This window comes from Pseudomonas sp. 910_21, assembly GCF_052850735.1.
Window position 1 is genome coordinate 421,907 of record NZ_VXCY01000001.1, and the last position, 18,552, is coordinate 440,458.

Here is an 18,552-nt window from a genome sequence, read left to right on the forward strand (position 1 = left end):
ACCATGTCGAAATTTTTTATCGACCGTCCGATTTTCGCCTGGGTAATTGCCCTGGTGATCATGTTGGTCGGGGCTCTATCGATCCTCAAATTGCCGATCAACCAGTACCCGAGCATCGCCCCTCCGGCGATTGCGATCTCCGTGACCTACCCAGGCGCTTCTGCACAGACCGTGCAGGACACTGTGGTCCAGGTGATCGAACAGCAGCTCAACGGTATCGACAACCTGCGTTACGTGTCCTCGGAGAGTAACTCCGACGGCAGCATGACCATCACCGCGACCTTCGAGCAGGGCACCAACTCGGACACCGCGCAGGTACAGGTGCAGAACAAGCTCAACCTGGCCACCCCGCTGCTGCCTCAAGAAGTGCAGCAACAGGGTATCCGCGTGACCAAGGCGGTGAAGAACTTCCTGCTGGTGATCGGCGTGGTTTCCGAGGACGGCAGCATGTCCAAGGACGACCTGTCGAACTACATCGTGTCGAACATGCAGGACCCGATCTCGCGGACCGCGGGTGTGGGTGACTTCCAGGTGTTCGGTGCCCAGTACGCCATGCGGATCTGGCTCGACCCGGCCAAGCTGAACAACTTCAACATGACCCCGGTGGACGTGAAGACCGCGGTTGCCGCGCAGAACGTTCAGGTTTCCTCCGGCCAGCTCGGCGGCCTGCCCGCCCTGCCCGGCCAGCAGTTGAACGCCACCATCATCGGCAAGACCCGCCTGCAGACTGCCGAGCAGTTCAAGGCAATCCTGCTGAAGGTCAACAAGGACGGTTCGCAAGTACGTCTGGGTGACGTCGCCGACGTCGCGCTTGGCGGCGAGAACTACGCCATCAGCGCCCAGTTCAACGGCAAGCCGGCTTCCGGTCTGGCGGTGAAACTGGCCAACGGCGCCAACGCCCTGGACACCGCCAAGGCGCTGCGCAAGACCATCAGCGACCTGGAACCCTTCTTCCCGCAAGGCATGAAGGTGGTGTTCCCGTACGACACCACGCCAGTGGTGACCGAATCCATCAAGGGTGTGGTTGAAACCCTGGTGGAAGCGATCGTCCTGGTGTTCCTGGTGATGTTCCTGTTCCTGCAGAACTTCCGCGCCACGGTGATCACCACCATGACGGTACCGGTGGTGTTGCTGGGGACCTTCGGCATCCTCGCGGCGGCCGGTTTCAGCATCAACACCCTGACCATGTTCGGCATGGTGCTGGCCATCGGCTTGCTGGTGGACGACGCCATCGTCGTGGTGGAAAACGTCGAACGGGTGATGCACGAGGAAGGCCTGTCACCCAAGGAAGCAACGAAGAAATCCATGGGCCAGATCCAGGGAGCCCTGGTGGGTATCGCCCTGGTGCTGTCCGCGGTACTGCTGCCGATGGCCTTCTTCAGCGGCTCCACGGGCGTGATCTACAAGCAGTTCTCGATCACCGTGGTTTCGGCCATGGCCCTGTCGGTGCTGGTGGCCCTGATCTTCACCCCGGCCCTGTGCGCCACCATGCTCAAGCCCGTGGTTGCGGGGCAGAATCACGAGAAGCGGGGCTTCTTCGGCTGGTTCAACCGTACCTTCGATCGCAGCGTGAAAAGCTACGAGCGCGGCGTCGGCAACATGCTGCGCCACAAGGTCCCGTACCTGCTGGCCTACGTATTGATCGTCCTGGGCATGATCTGGCTGTTCACCCGCATCCCGACCGCGTTCCTGCCGGAAGAAGACCAGGGCGTTCTGTTCGCCCAGGTGCAGACCCCAGCCGGTTCCAGTGCCGAACGGACCCAGGTGGTAGTCGATGAAATGCGCGCCTACCTGCTGGACAAGGAAAAGGACACCGTTGCCTCGGTGTTCACCGTAAACGGCTTCAACTTTGCCGGTCGCGGCCAGAGCTCGGGCATGGCCTTCATCATGCTCAAGCCCTGGGGCGAGCGTTCCGCGGAAAACAGCGTGTTCAACCTGGCGAACCGCGCCCAGCAGCACTTCTTCAGCTTCCGTGACGCGATGGTGTTCGCCTTCGCCCCTCCGGCCGTACTGGAGTTGGGTAACGCCACCGGTTTCGACGTGTTCCTCCAGGACCGCGCCGGTATCGGCCACGAGAAACTCATGGCTGCACGCAACCAGTTCCTCGGCATGGCCGCCCAGAGCAAAGTGCTGTCCCAGGTGCGTCCGAACGGCCTGAACGATGAACCGCAGTATCAGTTGACCATCGATGACGAGCGCGCCAGTGCCCTGGGCGTGACCCTCACCGATATCAACAACACCCTGTCGATTGCCCTGGGCAGTAGCTACGTCAACGACTTCATCGACCGCGGTCGAGTGAAGAAGGTCTACATCCAGGGTCAGGCCGGTGCTCGCATGAGCCCTGAAGACCTGAAGAAGTGGTACGTACGCAACAGTGCCGGGACCATGGTGCCGTTCTCCTCCTTCGCCAAGGGCGAGTGGATCTACGGTTCGCCGAAACTGGCCCGTTACAACGGCGTGGAAGCCATGGAAGTCCTCGGTGCTCCAGCCCCTGGCTACAGTACCGGTGAGGCCATGGCCGAAGTCGAAGCCATTGCCGCCAAGCTGCCGCCGGGTGTGGGCATTTCCTGGACCGGCCTGTCCTACGAGGAACGTCTGTCGGGCTCCCAGGCACCTGCGCTGTATGCCTTGTCCCTGCTGATGGTGTTCCTGTGTCTGGCCGCCTTGTATGAAAGCTGGTCGATTCCGATCGCGGTCATGCTGGTGGTACCTCTGGGGATCATCGGTGCACTGATGGCCACCAGCCTGCGGGGTCTGTCCAACGACGTGTACTTCCAGGTGGGGCTGTTGGTGACCATCGGCCTGGCGGCGAAAAACGCCATTCTGATCGTCGAGTTCGCCAAGGAACTGCACGAGCAGGGCCGCTCCCTGGTGGACGCCGCGGTGGAAGCCTGCCGCATGCGTCTGCGGCCGATCATCATGACCTCCCTGGCCTTCGTTCTCGGGGTTGTGCCACTGGCCATCTCCACCGGCGCCGGCTCGGGCAGCCAGCATGCGATCGGTACCGGGGTCATCGGCGGTATGCTCACCGCGACGATCCTGGCGATCTTCTGGGTGCCATTGTTCTTCGTCACCGTGTCGTCCATGGGCCGCAGGAAAGCGGACCAATCAGAAACTACTGCAACTCCTAATGAGGCTGGCCAATGAGCAAGTCGCTACTCTCCCTGGCAATCACCGCCATTGCGCTAAGTGGTTGCTCGCTGATACCGGATTATCAGCGACCGCAAGCGCCGGTGGCGGCGCAATTCCCCCAAGGCCCTGCCTACTCGCCCAAGGAGGCCGCCAACGTGGCGGCCGCCGAACAGGGCTGGCGGCAGTTCTTCCATGACCCGGCGCTGCAGCAGCTGATCCAGACCGCTCTGGAAAACAACCGCGACCTCAGGGTCGCGGCGCTGAACATCGACGCCTACGCTGCGCAGTACCAGATCCAGCGGGCTGACCTATTCCCTGCGGTGTCGGCCAACGCCAGCGGCAGCCGCCAGCGTACTCCGGCACGCATGTCGCAGACCGGCGAAGCCGGGATCACCAGCCAGTACTCGGCCACCGTGGGCGTCAGCGCCTACGAGCTGGACCTGTTCGGCCGGGTTCGCAGCCTGAGCGAGCAAGCCCTGCAGACCTACTTCTCCAGCGAAGAGGCCCGGCGCAGCACGCAGATCAGCCTGGTGGCCAGCGTGGCCAATGCCTACATGACCTGGCAGGCCGACAAGGAGCTGCTGAAACTGACCCAGGACACCCTCGGTGCCTACGAGGAAAGCTACCGGCTGACCTCGCGCAGCAACGAAGTGGGCGTGGCGTCGGCCCTGGACCTGAGCCAGTCGCGGACCTCGGTGGAAAACGCCCGGGTGCAACTGGCCCGTTACACCCGCCAGGTGGCCCAGGACGAAAACAGCCTGACCCTGCTGCTGGGTGCGGCGATTCCGGCCAATCTGCCGAAGGCCCAGCCGCTGGCGGCCGACCTGCTGAGCGATCTGCCGGCGGGCTTGCCGTCGGAGCTGCTGCAACGGCGTCCGGACATCCTCGAAGCCGAGTACAAGCTGAAAGCGGCCAACGCCAATATCGGCGCGGCGCGGGCGGCGTTCTTCCCGAGCATCAGCCTGACGGCCAACGCCGGCACCTTGAGCCCGGATCTGTCCGGCCTGTTCAAGGGCGGTTCGGGGACCTGGCTGTTCCAGCCGCAGATCAATCTGCCGATCTTCAACGCCGGCAGCCTGCGAGCCAGCCTGGACTACTCGAAGATCCAGAAAGACATCACCGTCGCGCAGTACGAGAAGTCCATCCAGACGGCCTTCCAGGAAGTCTCCGATGGCTTGGCCGCACGCCAGACCTACAACCAGCAGTTGCAGGCCCAGCGTGACTTCGTCAACGCCAACCAGGACTACTACCGCCTGGCCGAGCGTCGCTATCGCATCGGGGTCGACAGCAACCTGACCTTCCTCGACGCCCAGCGCTCGCTGTTCAGTGCCCAGCAGGCCTTGATCACCGATCGCCTGTCGCAGTTGACCAGCGAGGTCAACCTGTACAAGGCCCTCGGCGGCGGCTGGAGCGAACAGACCGCGAAGAACGAGCCACTGGCTGAAAAGGCCCCGGCGCTGCACCTGTTCTGAAGCACAGCCTGTCTGTATGAAAAACCCACCTGACGGTGGGTTTTTTTATGCCTCGCCGCGCCCTCCCCTCAACCGCCGGCACCATTGAGCAGGAACACCGGCTCGCGCAGGTAATCCAGGCCCAGTCGGTTTTCGAAAGTCTCGTCGCGCAAGGCCGCCGTGGTGCAGCTCTTGAGCCCCAGTGCCGTGGCCACCAGGGCGAAGCTCTGGCTCAGGTGGCCACAGTCCATCAACGCCACGCGCAAGGCCCGGCTGCCCGGGTACTTCCAGGCCAGGCGCTCGAGCCGCGCGGTGGACAGAAACACCACGGCGGCCTTGCTGATCCAGTCCTGCTCACCACAAGCCGCGCCAATCCACGCCCTCGGGTCCTCTCGCGACAGCAGTTCGAGCCCGTGCCGGCGCACCGAATAGTGATACAAGCCCGCCTCGAAGCCCTGCACATTGAGCAGGATCGGATAGACCTCGATGGCATGCAGGGAGCCGCCGGAAGCCGAGGTTTTCTTCAGGAAGAAGTCGCCCATGGGGTTGCGACGCATCTGGCTGGCACCCCAGGTGTAATACAGCAGCTGGGACAACTGCCGGGCGCTCAAGGGCGAACCGTCGAAGGTCCGGCAAGTCTCGCGATCGTTCAGGGCATCCAGCAGGTTCCGCTGGCCAAGCACCTGTGCAGGTGCCAGCAGAGGATTGTCCAGGGCAAGGAACGGGTGTGAAAAGTAGTCCTTGAAGGCCGACGGCTGACGCTGCTGCAAAGCCTTGCCCACCAGTTGCTCTTCCATCTGCGCCACGCTGATGTAGGGCGTAGCGGTTTGGGTGCGAGTCCCCAGGTAGAAATCCAGGGCGTCCTGCCAGTGGGCCCAGATATCGCCGGCCTCCTCGGGCTCGGCGAGGCCCTGGGACTGCCCGGGCTGCAACAGCCCCAAATCAATCAGTTCCTGGAGCACCGCCAGGCTCTCGTCCTGCAACGCGCCGGGTAGCAAGAGTGCGCTGTCCAGGGACCGTGGGCAGAGAAAGTGCCGCACCAATGGCAGAAACTCCGTCGACAACTCCAGGTCCAGGTCGCGCCGGCGATCGCGCAGGGAAAAGGACTGATGGGCAAAACCGAGCCAGGTCCCCGGCCGCAGTTGGAACAAGGTCCGGCCATCCACCGCAGCGGCTGCCGGAGCCGGCGCACTGGATACAGACGCGGCCTGCCAGAACAGAGGCTCGGGCCGCAGGGCCTTGATCTCCTTGATCAGCGCCGACAACTGCGGGTCCTCGGCTCGATCGGCAATGTCCCACTCGATGGTGACGGCCTTGAGCGGCGCACACTGCAAGAGTTGGCGCAGGATGTCCCAGTCGCGCCGCGGATCGCCGATATGCACCTCGATCAAACGCTGCAGCGGCAACGACCGCAGGTAATCGCGCAAGTCGTAGCCCAGGGCCCTGGCGGTGCTGATGGCACTGTCCAGGTCCAGGAGAAAGCCACTGTCACTGCGCTCGACCACACTGCAAATGAACCCGCCTTCGGAAAGTTCCTGGCCAATGTCCATGGAAAACAGCCGAGGGGCGTTCTCAAGCACCAGGGGGGTCCGGGTGAAGGCCTGTAGCTCGATGGCGTTGGCCACCACCGTATCGGCCACTTCACGGGCCAGGCTCGGCAAAATGAAATGCTGGGTATCGCCCCCCTGAAACCGTGACCAGGAAATATGCTCCGCCAGCCAGGGGGATGAGGTCCGGTCGCACAGACGGCGAGTCATGTGCAAAAACTCCCGGTCCATCTCGATGCCGACGCTGCCCAGGGATAGGCTGGAGGAGTGCAGCAGCACCGGCACCCGTCCGCCCAGCTCGTTCAGCCGCGGCTGCAGAATGCAGTGGGTGGGCTGGAATTCCAGGTAATCGAAGTACGGCAGCCCTTCACCCAGGATCCGCTCGATGGTGGGATCGAGCCCGCCTGGTTCAGCCCCGGCAGCCTGCGGCAAATGGTATTCCAGCCCTACCCCGGCTTCCGGGAAACGCGAAGAATCGAAGTTTTGCATGTCCGCCTCCCCGGCTCAGGCCGTCATGTGCAGGGACGCCGCAACGGTGCTGGCCCCCGCGCCCCGACTCAGCAATCCGGCATGACGCCGCTCCAGCCGATGCACCTCTTGCATCAGGTTGCCCAGCAGTTCTCGCCCTTGCGCGGTGAAACCCGGCGCGGTTTCGAAATCCGCCAGCGCCTTGCTCAACCCCCGCAGGATAAACAGCATGCGCTGCTCGGCCCGGCGCATTTCCTCCGCCGGACGGGCCTGGACCCGCTCCAGGTACTTGACCAGGGCGATGTAGACGTAAAAGGCATGGAAGTAGCCATACAAGTCACGCTGCTGCCCCGACCAGGGCAAGGTGTACAGGGCCTCCTTGGAGGCGTGGGGCTCAACCACCGCGGCGACTTCGACGATGTTGTACAGCAACTGGTGGGTCGCTTCATGCACCAGCGACTCTTCCATGTCGAGTATCGAGTTGTCCCGGCTCGACAGCAGGATCACCCCGGTATAACGGGACGCCGAGCAACTGCGAAAACTGCCGTCGGGTAAATAGCACACGGCCTTGACCAGCACCTGCCACTGTTCATGACAGGCCGGCCAGGTATGCTTGATCCGCTGCAGGGCAAGCTGCATGACGTCCTTGAAAAAGGCTTTGGAGTAACCCGCCTTCTCCAGCTGACGCTGGGTCAGTTCATCTGGCGGATAGTCATAACTGGGCGGCGTGACCTGGGTGATCAACGGGTCGACATCGAATCGATAAACCGGCGGGTATTGCTCATCGACCTGTGCATCCTGCGAAGCTTCGATCCGTTGCAGTACTGGCGCAAACTCCAGGAGCCTGGCTTTAACTTCACCCTCATCCTGCGTCTTTCCAGTCAACAGATAGTTGACATCGCGAAATGTCAGAATACTCCAGATCTGAAACACTGGATGTCCAACAAGTTTGGAGCGAGCACTTGGCGCAGACAGAATAATATCCAGCGCCTGCTTAAAAAATGGACTCAACGCAGCATCAGCGGCAAACAACTTTGACAGTTCGGCATATAACGCGACAAACATCGTATATCGATTTTTTGCAACTTGTTCCTGTAACTGCAGAAATCGCTCCGGCTCACTGTCCGGGAGAAAAGTAGTGCCCTGAAATAGTTCATCGATGGAAAGTTCTGCTTGCTTACTGTTAGCACTGTCCATGGTTCAACCTTCCCTTAAGGTCACGGCAAGGGCTTGTTCATCGTCAGGCTGGCGACTTCATAGCCCAGCAGTTCATAAAGACGACGCGCCCCTTGGTTGTGGCCGAAGACATGCAAACGCATCTCGTCACACCCCCACTCACGCGCCGCCGACTCACCGGCCAGCAGCGTCTGCCTGGCGTAACCCCGGCGACGTTCGATCGGTTCGATATAGAGATCGAGGATGAAGGCAATCCGTCGAGGGCCCACCTGGCGCTCGGCGATCCACAACTCGCCCACCGCCCGCCCCGCATAAAGCGCCCGCCACAAGTGGTTGTGCGTGCTCAGACGACCCTGCGGAAGCAACTGGCGGAACACCTCTGCAGCCTGGAACGATGCCTGCTCCGGTAGCCACTCACCGGCAGCCACCATGCCGGCGGCATACTCATCCAGGGCTCGCTGGGCGAAACGACTGAAGTCGGCTTCCTGCATCGACACCAAGGTGATGGACACGGACAGGCACTCCACTATGACCTTGAATCCCGGTTCCGGTGTGCCGCATTCATGAACGCTTGAGTGCGACACACCGGACTGCACACGCCTCGCTCAGTCCATGCGTGCCTGTTGCTGTTGAGTGTCAAAGATTGCTGCAACGCCAATCTTGTCGCGAATCGCCGAACCGGCGCTGGTCAGTTTTGCCGTATCGATACTTTTCACTGCGCCCACTTCGGTAGCACTCAGGTGCACACCGATGCCTTTGGCTGCCGCTTCAGGATCCTGATGCAACTGCGCCGCGAACTCCTTATCCAGAAGTGCGCGACCTACTACCGATGCCAAGCGTTCCTGATTGACTTTAGTACCCATGGTATTTCTCCTTATATATTCAAATCACAATAACAATCCTTCTCCTGACGAAACTTAAAACTTATCCCTATCCGCCCTGAGGAACTTCAATATAGCAAGGCAACCCTGCTTTTCCAGCGAGCACAAACCTTTCACTTAAACCTTTTTACGATAATCGATAACACCGAATATCAAGTATTACTGGCGATTACCCATATATCTTTTATACAAGAGCAACACTCAAGGACAATGACTTACAACCAAAGCAATAAGCCCTTGTATTGAAAAATCCGATGCTGCCCGCAACGTCATGGAAACAGCGTAACTTCCAACATTGATCGATCGGCGTGGACAACCTCAGGATTAATCAGGGATATGTCCCTTGGACGCCCCGCCACACCCGACTTGATAAGTGTTCGTTAATCGCCCAGAACCCGCGTTCGCCAATTGATCGGCCCTGATCCGCGACGCACCATTCCCGGCACCCGAACACACCAATAACAACAGGTTCGATGCTATGCCCTCACGTCCTGCCCGCTCCGGCTGATCCTGCAAGCACCACCTCCCAAACCTTGAAAGCTGTCCGCATGGGCTTTTTGCGGCAGTGGATCGTTGCACCCCTAACAATTAGAGAGACCGACGAATGAAGCCAATCACCCCGCCGCAACACCTGCTGCCCAGCCTTCTGGCCCTGGCGCTGACCAGCACCGCACTGCCGGTCATGGCCGAAGAGTCGGGCTTTCTCGAAGACGCCCAGGCCAACCTGAACCTGCGCAACTTCTACATCAACCGCAACTTCACCAACCCGACCAAGGCCCAGGGCAAAGCTGAAGAGTGGACCCAGAGCTTCATCCTCGACGCCAAGTCCGGGTTTACCCAGGGCACTGTCGGTTTCGGCATGGACGTATTGGGCCTGTACTCGCTGAAGCTCGACGGCGGCAGGGGCACCGGCGGCACCCAGCTGCTGCCTCTGGACCACGACGGGCGCCCGGCGAACAACTTCGGGCGCCTGGGAGTGGCCTTCAAGGCCCGGCTGTCGCAGACCGAGGTCAAGGTTGGCGAATGGATGCCGGTGCTGCCGATCCTGCGCTCGGATGACGGTCGCTCGCTGCCGCAAACCTTCCGCGGCGGCCAGATCACCTCGAAGGAAATCGCCGGCCTGACGCTCTACGGCGGCCAGTTCCGCGGCAACAGCCCCCGCGATGACAGCAGCATGAGCGACATGACGATGTTCGGCAAAGCGGCCTTCACCTCGGATCGCTTCAACTTCCAAGGGGCGGAATACGCCTTCAACGACAAGCGCACCCAGATCGGCCTGTGGAATGCCGAGCTCAAGGACATCTACAGTCAGCAGTTCGTCAACCTGACCCATACCCAACCCCTGGGTGACTGGACCCTGGGGGCCAACCTGGGCTTCTTCTACGGCAAGGAAGACGGCAGCGCCCGGGCCGGCGACATGGAAAACCGCACCTGGTCCGGCCTGTTCTCGGCCAAGTACGGCGGCAACACCTTCTACGTCGGCCTGCAGAAACTCACCGGCGACAGTGCCTGGATGCGGGTCAACGGCACCAGCGGCGGCACCCTGGCCAACGACAGCTACAACGCCAGCTACGACAACGCCAAGGAAAAGTCCTGGCAAGTGCGCCATGACTACAACTTCGCCGCGCTGGGTGTTCCCGGCCTGACCCTGATGAACCGCTATATCAGCGGCAGCAACGTGCACACCGCCACGGTCAGCGACGGCAAGGAATGGGGTAGAGAAAGTGAGTTGGCCTACACCGTACAGAGCGGCACCTTGAAGAACCTCAACCTGAAATGGCGCAACTCCACCATGCGTCGGGACTTCAGCAACAACGAGTTCGACGAGAACCGCCTGATTGTCAGCTATCCCATCAGCCTGCTGTAAGCCCCTTCTACCAAGGGGCCGGCCGAACCAATGGGCCGGCCCCCCGCAGTTGCCGGCATTGAACCGCGGCGTCCGAGAAAAGGTCCGCTGGTCGGGCTTAGTAAAAAGCACTCCGATACACAGATAAAGTGAAGGGGTATTTACTCTCGGCGGGCAACGCTCGCTTCCATGAACGAAATCTATCGATTCAGTTCCGTTATCCATCGGATGTCATACGTGAAGCTGACGTAGCCCTGGAGGGTCTGCGTTGTGAGCAAGCACATCGTCATTGTCGGAGGTGGTGTAGGCGGTACCATCCTGGCCAATCAACTGGTCAGCAAGCTCTACCCGGAGATACTCAGGAACGAGGTCAAAATCACCCTGCTGTCCGAATCGCCGGATCATTTCTACAAGCCCGCCTTCATGTATGTGGCGTTCAACCTGTTCTTCCACGAAGAACTCAAGCGGCCCGAACGCTCCCTGCTACGCCCCGAAATAACCTTCGAGGTCGACCCCGTCACCCGCTTCGATTTTGCCGGCCAGAGCCTGCACACTCGCAGCGGCAAGCGCCTTGGCTACGATTTCCTGGTGGTCGCCACCGGCTGCGTGCCGGCACCGGAACGGATCGAGGGGCTCAAGGAAGCCGGCGACCACTTCTACCAATACCAGCCTGCCCGGCAACTGGCACAGCGCCTGAGCCGGATCGAAAAGGGCCGGGTGTTCATCACCGTGTCGTTTCCGCAAACACCCAATGTTCCTCATCAATGCGGCATCGCGCCGGTAGAAACGACCCTGATGCTCGATGACTTCCTGCGGCGGCGTGGAGTACGGGATCGGGTCGAGATCATCTACACCTACCCCAGCACGGCCCAGCTACTGCGCAATTGCCTGTTCCTGCAACGCCCGGTCGGCGAGGTGCTGCCGGATCTCTTCGAACAGAGGAACATCCGCTTCCAGCGCGGCTTCACCCTGGCCAGGGTCGACCCGGATCGGCGTATCGCCTACTCGGAGGAAGGCGCTGAACAGCCTTTCGACATTCTCATGGCCACCCCACCGATTCGGGCCGTAGACGCCGTGCTCGAATCCGGCGCGTCTCAGGCACAGGACCACGAGGGCTGGCTGCCGACCCATCACGAAACCCTGCAAGTCTATGGCCTGGAGCGGGTCTATGTAATTGGCGATACCGTCGACCTGCCGATCAGCAAGGCCGGCGGCGCCTGCCACAACCAGGCCCCGGTGATTGCCAACAACATTGCCGGAGAAATCCGCCTGGGCTCTCCCGAGGCGGTTTATGACGGCAGGGTCCAGGCGGTCGCGCAAATGGGCCTCAATGCCGGCATGCCCCTTTGGTACGACTACGCCCACGACGTTCTGCCCACCCCATCGAGCAAGTTGGGTGGCCTGCTGCGCACTGGATTCAATCGCGGCCTGTACTGGGCCGTAGCCCGCGGAATGCTATGACCCTGCACAGGGAGGAGACAACGCCATGGATAGCTTTGATCCAAGCATGCCTGGTCCAAGGGCGACCAAGCCTGAACTTGCCGGCACGCCAGGCCTGGAAGCCCTGATGAAAAAGCTCCAGCCGCTGCTGGACAGCGCTCGCCTGGACAACCTGGTCGACCTGTTGTCACTGCTTTGCGACCTGATCGACATGCTCGATCAGGCAATGATCGAAAAACTTGCGCAACAGTTCGAAGAAGCCACCGCTGCCAGCTGGATACTGGGCAATGCACTGCGCATGGCCAAGGCCGAAACCTCAGCGCACGGTACCGCTCCCAGCCTGTACGGGCTGCTCTCGCTGCTGCGTGAAGAGGACACACGACGTGGCGCAGCCCTGCTCCTCAGAACTCTGAATGTCATTGGACGACAACTTTAAAAAGGATGTTTACATGAGTACCAAGCCTCAGCCGACCACGGCCAGGAACCTCAGTACCCAATGGGATCCCCAGGCCTATCAGCAGTTCGTGCGCCTGCGAGAACGACCTGCGGTCGAACTACTGGATCATGTCGCCCTGCAGCACCCCCATCACATCTACGACCTGGGTTGCGGAACAGGTATCGCCACTCAACTGCTGGCGCAGCGCTGGCCCTACGCGGAGCTGACAGGCGTGGACAGTTCCTCGGAAATGCTTGCCGAAGCCAGCTGCCTGCCGATCAAGGCGCTGTGGCGCAGGTGCGATCTGCTGCAATGGAAAGCCAAACAGCCTGCAGACCTGTTGTTCGCTGCCGCAGTGCTGCACTTCATGAGTGACCACGAACACCTGCTGCCGCGCCTGTTGAACCAGCTCACCCCCGGCGGCTGCCTGGCGGCGCATATGCCCAATTGGCGCGATGCCCTGTGGTATCAGTTGATACTCGAAAGCCTGGAGCAGGCAGGACCGGACGGCAAGCCGCTGGGCACCCCGGAGCTGCGGGCGTTCATGGCCGAGCGCCGGGTACTGTCGCTGGATGGCTACTACCGTTTGCTGGCGCCCCTGACTCGGGAACTGGACATCTGGGAAACCGAACACCTGCAGGTCGTGGAAGGCCAGTCGCCGATCTTCGACTGGGTCAAGGTCTCGGCCTTGCGCCCCGTACTCCTGAGCCTGGACGACCGACAACGACAATGCTTCCTCAACCATTACCTGGCACGGGTACATCGCTACTATCCGCCCGAAGGCGATGGCCGGACGCTGTTCCCGTTCAAGCGGGTGTTCATTCTGGCCACCGTCTGAAACCATGCGGTGCAGCTCCGGCGCCTCAACTGCGGGATTCGATGCCCAGTTCGTCCCACACCGATTCGGCCAGGTGGAAGGTGGCATTGGCCGCCGGGATGCCGCAGTAGATCGCGCTCTGCATGATCACTTCCTTGATCTCGGCGCGGCTCACGCCGTTGTTGGCCGCGGCCCGCAAGTGCAGCTTGAGTTCTTCGTTGCGGTTCATGCCGATCAGCATGGCGATGGTGATCAGGCTGCGGGTGTGCCGCGGCAGGCCCGGACGGGTCCAGATATCACCCCAGGCATGGCGGGTGATCATTTCCTGGAATTCCGAGTTGAACTCGTTCAGGGCATTCAGGCTGCGGTCCACATGGGCATCGCCCAGTACGGCGCGGCGTACCTGCATGCCTTCGTCATAACGTTGTTTCTCGTCCACAAAGGGCTCCTTGAATCCGGGGTCAGGCCAGCAGGAATTCCACGACACGGTCGCTGAACGCGTCACCGGCCTGGACGTTGGACAGGTGCGCGGCATAAAACTCGGCGTACTCGGCGCCGGCCACGTGCTGCTGGATAAAGTGCCCGCCGGAAGGCGGCGTCACCGCGTCTTCGCTGCCGGCGATCACCAGGGTCGGCACCTTGATCGCTGCCAGTTGCTCACGGAAATCCGCATCCCGCACCGCTGCGCAGTTGGCGGCATAGCCTTGGGGCGAAGTGGCAGCGAGCATGTCGGTAATCAGCTTGGCCTGGTCAGGACGCGCGGCGGCAAAATCTTCGGTGAACCAGCGGGCAATGGAGGCATCGCGCAGCGCCACCATGGCCGCCTGACCGTCACGTAGAACCGTCTCGATCCGCGGGTTCCACACAGACGGCTCGCCGATCTTCGCCGCGGTGTTGCACACCACCAGCTTGTGCAGGCGCTCGCCGGCATTGATCCCCAGCCACTGGCCGATCAGGCCACCCATGGAAAGACCGCAGAAATGCGCACGCTGGATATCCAGGGCGTCCAGCAGCGCCAGCACATCCTGGCCCAGTTGCTGGATGCTGTAGGGCCCCTCGGTCACCAGCGAAAGGCCATGGCCGCGAGTGTCCATGCGCAACACCCGAAAGTGCCGGGTGAACGCCGCGATCTGCTTGTCCCACATGTGCAGATCGGTGCCCAGGGAGTTGGACAGCACCAGTACCGGCGCGCCTTCTGGCCCTTCGAGTTGATAGTGCAGATCGCCCTCGGCGAGTTTCACGAATCCCACAGCAGTCTCCTTCAGGCCTTCAAGGCAAAATGTTCAGCCACGGCGCGCTCGACCCAGGCCTGGGCCTGACCGAGGTACTGCGCCGGGTCCATCAGACGATCCAGCTCTGGCGCCGAAAGCTCGGCGCTGACCTGGGCATCGTCCGCCAATACCTCGCGCAGATGGCGTCGTTCGGCCACCGCACGCTTGCAGCATTGTTCCAACAGGTGATGGGCAGTCTCCCGCCCCAGGCGCTGGGCCAGTTCAATGCTCACCGCTTCCGCCAGGACCAGGCCCTGGGTCAGGTCAAGGTTGCGCGCCATGCGTGCGCTGTCGACCTCCAGGCCCTCGGCTACCAGCAAGGCTTGTTGCAGGGCCCCCGACACCAGGCAGCAAATCTCCGGCAGGGTTTCCCATTCGGCGTGCCACAAGCCGAGGCTGCGCTCGTGCTCCTGGGGCATGGCGGCGAACATCGTGGCCAAGAGCCCCGGAACCCGGGTCGCGGCGCTGATCAATACCGCCGCGCCCACCGGATTGCGCTTGTGGGGCATGGTGGACGAACCGCCCTTGCCCGGCGCCGAAGGCTCGAAGACTTCCGCCGCTTCGGTCTGCATCAACAGGCTGATGTCCCGCCCCAGCTTGCCCAGGCTGCCGGCCAGCAGGCCCAGCACCGAGGCGAACTCCACCAGACGGTCGCGCTGGGTGTGCCAGGGCTGTTCCGGCAGGCTCAACTGCAGCTCTTGCGCCAGGGCCTGGGCAATCGGCAGGGCTTGTTCGCCCAGGGCCGCCAGGGTTCCGGAAGCACCACCGAACTGCAGCACCAGCAGGCGCGGCTTGAGTTGCTGCAGCCGTTCGCGGCTGCGGGTCACGGCCCCCAGCCAACCGGCAATCTTCATGCCCAGGGTCACCGGCGTAGCATGTTGCAGCCAGGTTCGGCCGGCCAGAGGCGTGTCGGCATAGCGCTTGGCCTGGGCCGCAAGTATGCCGCCCAGACGGTTCAGGTCCTGCTCCAGCAAGTGCACGGCGCGCCGCAATTGCAGCACCAGCCCGCTGTCCATCACGTCCTGGCTGGTGGCGCCCAGGTGCACATAGCGCTCGGCCTCGGCATCGCTCCGGGCGATCTGCTTGCCCAGGGCCTTGACCAGTGGAATCGCCGAATTGCCGGCCGTGGCGATCGCTTCGCCCAGGGCCTGGAAGTCATAGAGTTCGGCGCGGCAGGCTGCCTCGATGGGGGCAACCGCTGCGCTGGGAATCAACCCGGTCCGCGCCTCGGCCCGGGCCAGGGCGGCCTCGAAGTCGAGCATGGCCTGAACCCGCCCCTGGTCGCAGAACACTCCGCGCATTTCCCGGGCAGTAAAGTAGGCATCGAACAGCTGATTGCTCGCAGGTAGGGTCATAAACAGTCCTTGCTGCACCTGCGTCCTGGTCGGGCGCAGGTGCATGGGTCAAAGGTCGTGGTGCAGGTACGCCGCCTGTTTCGGCAGACGCAGGCTGAACAGGAAAGCAATCGCCATCATCGCCGTGACGTACCAGTAGAAGGTGTTTTCCATGCCCATGTTCTTGAAGTTCAGGGCTACCCATTCCGCCGAGCCACCGAAGATCGCATTGGCCACCGCATAAGCCAAGCCCACCCCCAGCGCCCGCACTTGGGGCGGAAACATCTCGGCCTTCACCAGGCCGCTGATGGAGGTGTAGAAACTGACGATGGACAGAGCCAGGGTGATCAGCACGAAGGCCAGGAACGGACTGGTGACGGTCTTCAGGGTCATCAGGATCGGCACCGTGAACAGGGTGCCCAGGGCGCCGAACCAGAGCATCGAGTTACGCCGGCCGATCCTGTCCGCGAGCATGCCGAACAGCGGCTGCATGCACATATAAAGGAACAGCGCGCCGGTCATGATGTAGCTGGCCGTCTTGGCGTGCATGCCCGCAGTGTTCACCAGGTACTTCTGCATGTAGGTGGTGAAGGTGTAGAAAATCAGCGAGCCGCCGGCGGTGTAGCCCAGCACCGTGATAAAGGCCGCCGAGTGATTCTTGAACAACGCGGCGATGCTGCCGGCATCCTTGTTCTCGCGCATTTCCTTGCTGGTGGTTTCTTTCAGCGAGCGACGCAGCAGCAACGAGATCACCGCCGCAATGGCGCCGATCACGAAGGGAATGCGCCAGCCCCAGGCCTTGAGCTCGGCCTCATCGAGGAACTGCTGGAGGATCACCAGCACCGACACCGCCAGCAGTTGTCCGCCGATCAGGGTCACGTACTGGAAGGAAGCGAAGAAACCACGCTGGCCCTTGAGCGCCACTTCGCTCATGTAGGTCGCGGTGGTGCCGTACTCGCCGCCCACCGACAAGCCCTGGAACAGGCGCGCCACCAACAGCAGGAACGGCGCCCAGGCACCGATGCTGGCATAGGTCGGCAGGAAGGCGATGACCAGGGAGCCGGCGCACATCATCAGCACCGAGATCATCATCGAGTTCTTGCGCCCATGACGATCGGCGACCCGGCCGAACAGCCAGCCGCCGATGGGGCGCATCAGGAACCCTGCGGCGAATACCCCAGCGGTGTTGAGCAGTTGCACGGTGGGGTCGTCAGAGGGGAAGAAGGCCGGAGCGAAGTAGATGGCGCAAAAGGCATAGACGTAGAAGTCGAACCATTCCACCAGGTTGCCGGAGGAGGCACCGACAATGGCAAAGATCCTTTTGCTGCGCTCCTCTGCGGTGTAGTGACTTGTCGTTGTAGTCATGGTTTTTCACTCGTGGGGGACAGTGTGAGTCTAGACACACTTGGCAACATTCCCGTTCCCTGTCACCGCTGCCATGCAGGCAGCGGTGCCCCAGGTCAGTAGTCGAAGAACACGGTTTCGGCGTCGGTGCCCTGGAGGATCACGTTCCACTGGTAGCGGCCCTCGGCATCGGCCTTGGCCAGCAAGGTGGTGCGACGCTCCTCGGGTACGCAGGCCAACAAGGGGTCGGCGGCGTTGGCCGGTTCACCCTCGAAATAGATCCGGGTCAGCAGGTGCTTGACCAGGCCACGGGCGAACACCAGCACCACCAGGTGCGGGGCCTGGGTCGCGCCCTTGAGACCTGGCACCGTGCCCGGCTTGATGGTGGTGAAACGAAAGCGCCCTTCAGCGTCCACCGGGACTCGGCCAAACCCCTGGAAGTTCGGGTCCAGGGGTTTGGCCTGCTCATCCTCGCAGTGGCGGTACTTGCCGGCAGCGTTGGCTTGCCAGACTTCCAGCATGGCGTCGTTGACGAAGTTGCCGTTGCCGTCCACCACCTGGCCGGTGATTGCCACCCGCTCGCCCAGGGTGCCTTCCTCGGTCAGGTCTTCGCGGTTCAGCCAGGTCAGGCCGATGTGATAGTAGGGGCCGACGGTGTGGGACGTGGTCGCGGTCAGGTTCATGTTATTTCTCCATCGGCGTGGCATCGCGGCCGCGCAGGACGATGTCCCAACGGTAACCGAGGGCGTAGGAAGGAATGGTTTTCTCCAGGTCGAAGCTGGCGATCAGGCGTTCCTTGGCACGGGTGTCCGGCACGCAGTTGTAGATCGGGTCATATTCCAGCAGCGGGTCGCCGGGGAAATACATCTGGGTCACCAGGCGGGTAAGAATGCTCGGGCCGAACAGCGAGAAATGGATATGCGCCGGACGCCAGGCATTGTGGTGGTTGCCCCAGGGGTAGGCGCCGGGCTTGATGGTCTGGAACTGGTACCAGCCGTCGGCGTCGGTCACGGTACGCCCGGTGCCGGTGAAGTTCGGGTCCAGGGGCGCGTCGTGCAAGTCGCGGTCGTGGTTGTAGCGACCGGCGGCGTTGGCCTGCCAGATCTCCACCAGGATGCCCGGCACCGGCAGGCCGTTCTCGTCCAGAACCCGACCGTGGATGATGATGCGCTCGCCCTGAGGCTGGCCTTCGTGCTGGGCCGTCAGGTCGTTGTCCCGCTCCTGGATCGACTCGGCACCGATGCTCGGGCCGGTGATTTCCGAAAGCGAATGCGGCAGGAACACCAGCGGCTTGGACGGCGAACGGGTGTTGGTCGACTGGTAGGCCGGGTGCAGATAATCAGGCTGAGTACCCGCTTGCGGGCGCCGGTAACCGGGCTTGTCACTCATGGTGGTTCCTCGTTCTCTTC

At 62.0% G+C, this 18,552-nt stretch carries 16 protein-coding genes; 6 read left to right on the forward strand and 10 right to left on the reverse strand.

Annotation, left to right across the window (positions count from 1 at the left end; all coding sequences use genetic code 11):
• The first annotated feature begins 3 nt into the window (after nt 1-3).
• Both FW796_RS01915 and adeC read left to right on the forward strand, forming a co-directional pair.
• Complete coding sequence (locus tag FW796_RS01915; RefSeq protein ID WP_346634992.1) at nt 4-3,147, forward strand: efflux RND transporter permease subunit; 3,144 nt, start codon at nt 4-6, stop codon at nt 3,145-3,147.
• Nucleotides 3,144-4,604 carry an AdeC/AdeK/OprM family multidrug efflux complex outer membrane factor gene (gene adeC, locus FW796_RS01920; protein WP_346634993.1) on the forward strand — a complete coding sequence of 487 codons (1,461 nt, stop codon included), beginning with the start codon at nt 3,144-3,146 and terminating at the stop codon, nt 4,602-4,604. The genes FW796_RS01915 and adeC overlap by 4 nt, the downstream gene beginning before the upstream one ends.
• Before the next feature lie 68 nt (nt 4,605-4,672).
• On the opposite strand, the gene FW796_RS01925 is transcribed toward adeC, so the two are convergent.
• From FW796_RS01925 to FW796_RS01940, 4 genes are all read right to left on the reverse strand, one after another.
• Nucleotides 4,673-6,619, reverse strand: a complete 1,947-nt coding sequence (locus FW796_RS01925) for a multinuclear nonheme iron-dependent oxidase (protein WP_446438953.1) — start codon at nt 6,617-6,619, stop codon at nt 4,673-4,675.
• A gap of 15 nt (nt 6,620-6,634) precedes the next feature.
• Complete coding sequence (locus FW796_RS01930) at nt 6,635-7,795, reverse strand: aKG-HExxH-type peptide beta-hydroxylase (RefSeq protein WP_446438954.1); 1,161 nt, start codon at nt 7,793-7,795, stop codon at nt 6,635-6,637.
• A 20-nt stretch (nt 7,796-7,815) separates the two neighbouring features.
• On the reverse strand, nt 7,816-8,286 hold the full coding sequence (locus tag FW796_RS01935; RefSeq protein WP_346634996.1) for a GNAT family N-acetyltransferase: 471 nt from the start codon (nt 8,284-8,286) through the stop codon (nt 7,816-7,818).
• Nucleotides 8,287-8,379: 93 nt separating this feature from the next.
• Complete coding sequence (locus FW796_RS01940; RefSeq protein WP_346634997.1) at nt 8,380-8,637, reverse strand: Os1348 family RiPP precursor; 258 nt, start codon at nt 8,635-8,637, stop codon at nt 8,380-8,382.
• Between the two features lie 622 nt (nt 8,638-9,259).
• Here FW796_RS01940 and FW796_RS01945 point away from each other — a divergent pair.
• The 4 genes from FW796_RS01945 to FW796_RS01960 all read left to right on the forward strand — a co-directional run bounded on the left by FW796_RS01945 (nt 9,260) and on the right by FW796_RS01960 (nt 13,215).
• On the forward strand, nt 9,260-10,522 hold the full coding sequence (locus FW796_RS01945; RefSeq protein WP_346634998.1) for an OprD family porin: 1,263 nt from the start codon (nt 9,260-9,262) through the stop codon (nt 10,520-10,522).
• A gap of 249 nt (nt 10,523-10,771) precedes the next feature.
• A complete protein-coding gene (locus tag FW796_RS01950; protein ID WP_346634999.1) occupies nt 10,772-11,962 on the forward strand; it encodes an NAD(P)/FAD-dependent oxidoreductase in 1,191 nt (396 codons plus the stop codon).
• Between the two features lie 25 nt (nt 11,963-11,987).
• The gene (locus FW796_RS01955; protein WP_346635000.1) at nt 11,988-12,377 is read left to right on the forward strand and encodes a hypothetical protein; all 390 of its coding nucleotides are present in this window, start codon (nt 11,988-11,990) and stop codon (nt 12,375-12,377) included.
• Nucleotides 12,378-12,390: 13 nt separating this feature from the next.
• Nucleotides 12,391-13,215: a methyltransferase domain-containing protein gene (locus FW796_RS01960; protein WP_346635001.1), complete on the forward strand. Its 825-nt coding sequence runs from the start codon at nt 12,391-12,393 to the stop codon at nt 13,213-13,215.
• Nucleotides 13,216-13,240: 25 nt separating this feature from the next.
• Here the strand turns inward: FW796_RS01960 and pcaC are convergent, their stop codons facing one another.
• The 6 genes from pcaC to pcaH all read right to left on the reverse strand — a co-directional run bounded on the left by pcaC (nt 13,241) and on the right by pcaH (nt 18,532).
• On the reverse strand, nt 13,241-13,633 hold the full coding sequence (pcaC, locus tag FW796_RS01965; protein WP_346635002.1) for a 4-carboxymuconolactone decarboxylase: 393 nt from the start codon (nt 13,631-13,633) through the stop codon (nt 13,241-13,243).
• Between the two features lie 22 nt (nt 13,634-13,655).
• Nucleotides 13,656-14,444 carry a 3-oxoadipate enol-lactonase gene (gene pcaD / locus FW796_RS01970; RefSeq protein WP_446438955.1) on the reverse strand — a complete coding sequence of 263 codons (789 nt, stop codon included), beginning with the start codon at nt 14,442-14,444 and terminating at the stop codon, nt 13,656-13,658.
• An 11-nt stretch (nt 14,445-14,455) separates the two neighbouring features.
• Nucleotides 14,456-15,820: a 3-carboxy-cis,cis-muconate cycloisomerase gene (locus FW796_RS01975; protein WP_446438956.1), complete on the reverse strand. Its 1,365-nt coding sequence runs from the start codon at nt 15,818-15,820 to the stop codon at nt 14,456-14,458.
• Nucleotides 15,821-15,868: 48 nt separating this feature from the next.
• Entirely contained in the window at nt 15,869-17,164 is a 1,296-nt protein-coding gene (locus FW796_RS01980) for an MFS family transporter (protein ID WP_346635005.1), read from the reverse strand.
• Between the two features lie 95 nt (nt 17,165-17,259).
• Nucleotides 17,260-17,826 (reverse strand): protocatechuate 3,4-dioxygenase subunit alpha, encoded by a 567-nt coding sequence (pcaG, locus tag FW796_RS01985; protein ID WP_404938468.1) that lies wholly within the window; start codon nt 17,824-17,826, stop codon nt 17,260-17,262.
• 1 nt (nt 17,827) lies between these two features.
• Entirely contained in the window at nt 17,828-18,532 is a 705-nt protein-coding gene (pcaH, locus tag FW796_RS01990; protein WP_123727765.1) for a protocatechuate 3,4-dioxygenase subunit beta, read from the reverse strand.
• Nucleotides 18,533-18,552: the final 20 nt, after the last annotated feature.

Coding starts and splice junctions, on each gene's coding strand:
- FW796_RS01915 (WP_346634992.1), top strand. CDS start 4: ATGTCGAAATTTTTTATCGACCGTCCGATTTTCGCCTGGGTAATTGCC.
- adeC (WP_346634993.1), top strand. CDS start 3,144: ATGAGCAAGTCGCTACTCTCCCTGGCAATCACCGCCATTGCGCTAAGT.
- FW796_RS01925 (WP_446438953.1), bottom strand. CDS start 6,619: ATGCAAAACTTCGATTCTTCGCGTTTCCCGGAAGCCGGGGTAGGGCTG.
- FW796_RS01930 (WP_446438954.1), bottom strand. CDS start 7,795: ATGGACAGTGCTAACAGTAAGCAAGCAGAACTTTCCATCGATGAACTA.
- FW796_RS01940 (WP_346634997.1), bottom strand. CDS start 8,637: ATGGGTACTAAAGTCAATCAGGAACGCTTGGCATCGGTAGTAGGTCGC.
- FW796_RS01945 (WP_346634998.1), top strand. CDS start 9,260: ATGAAGCCAATCACCCCGCCGCAACACCTGCTGCCCAGCCTTCTGGCC.
- FW796_RS01955 (WP_346635000.1), top strand. CDS start 11,988: ATGGATAGCTTTGATCCAAGCATGCCTGGTCCAAGGGCGACCAAGCCT.
- FW796_RS01960 (WP_346635001.1), top strand. CDS start 12,391: ATGAGTACCAAGCCTCAGCCGACCACGGCCAGGAACCTCAGTACCCAA.
- FW796_RS01975 (WP_446438956.1), bottom strand. CDS start 15,820: ATGACCCTACCTGCGAGCAATCAGCTGTTCGATGCCTACTTTACTGCC.
- FW796_RS01980 (WP_346635005.1), bottom strand. CDS start 17,164: ATGACTACAACGACAAGTCACTACACCGCAGAGGAGCGCAGCAAAAGG.
- pcaG (WP_404938468.1), bottom strand. CDS start 17,826: ATGAACCTGACCGCGACCACGTCCCACACCGTCGGCCCCTACTATCAC.
- pcaH (WP_123727765.1), bottom strand. CDS start 18,532: ATGAGTGACAAGCCCGGTTACCGGCGCCCGCAAGCGGGTACTCAGCCT.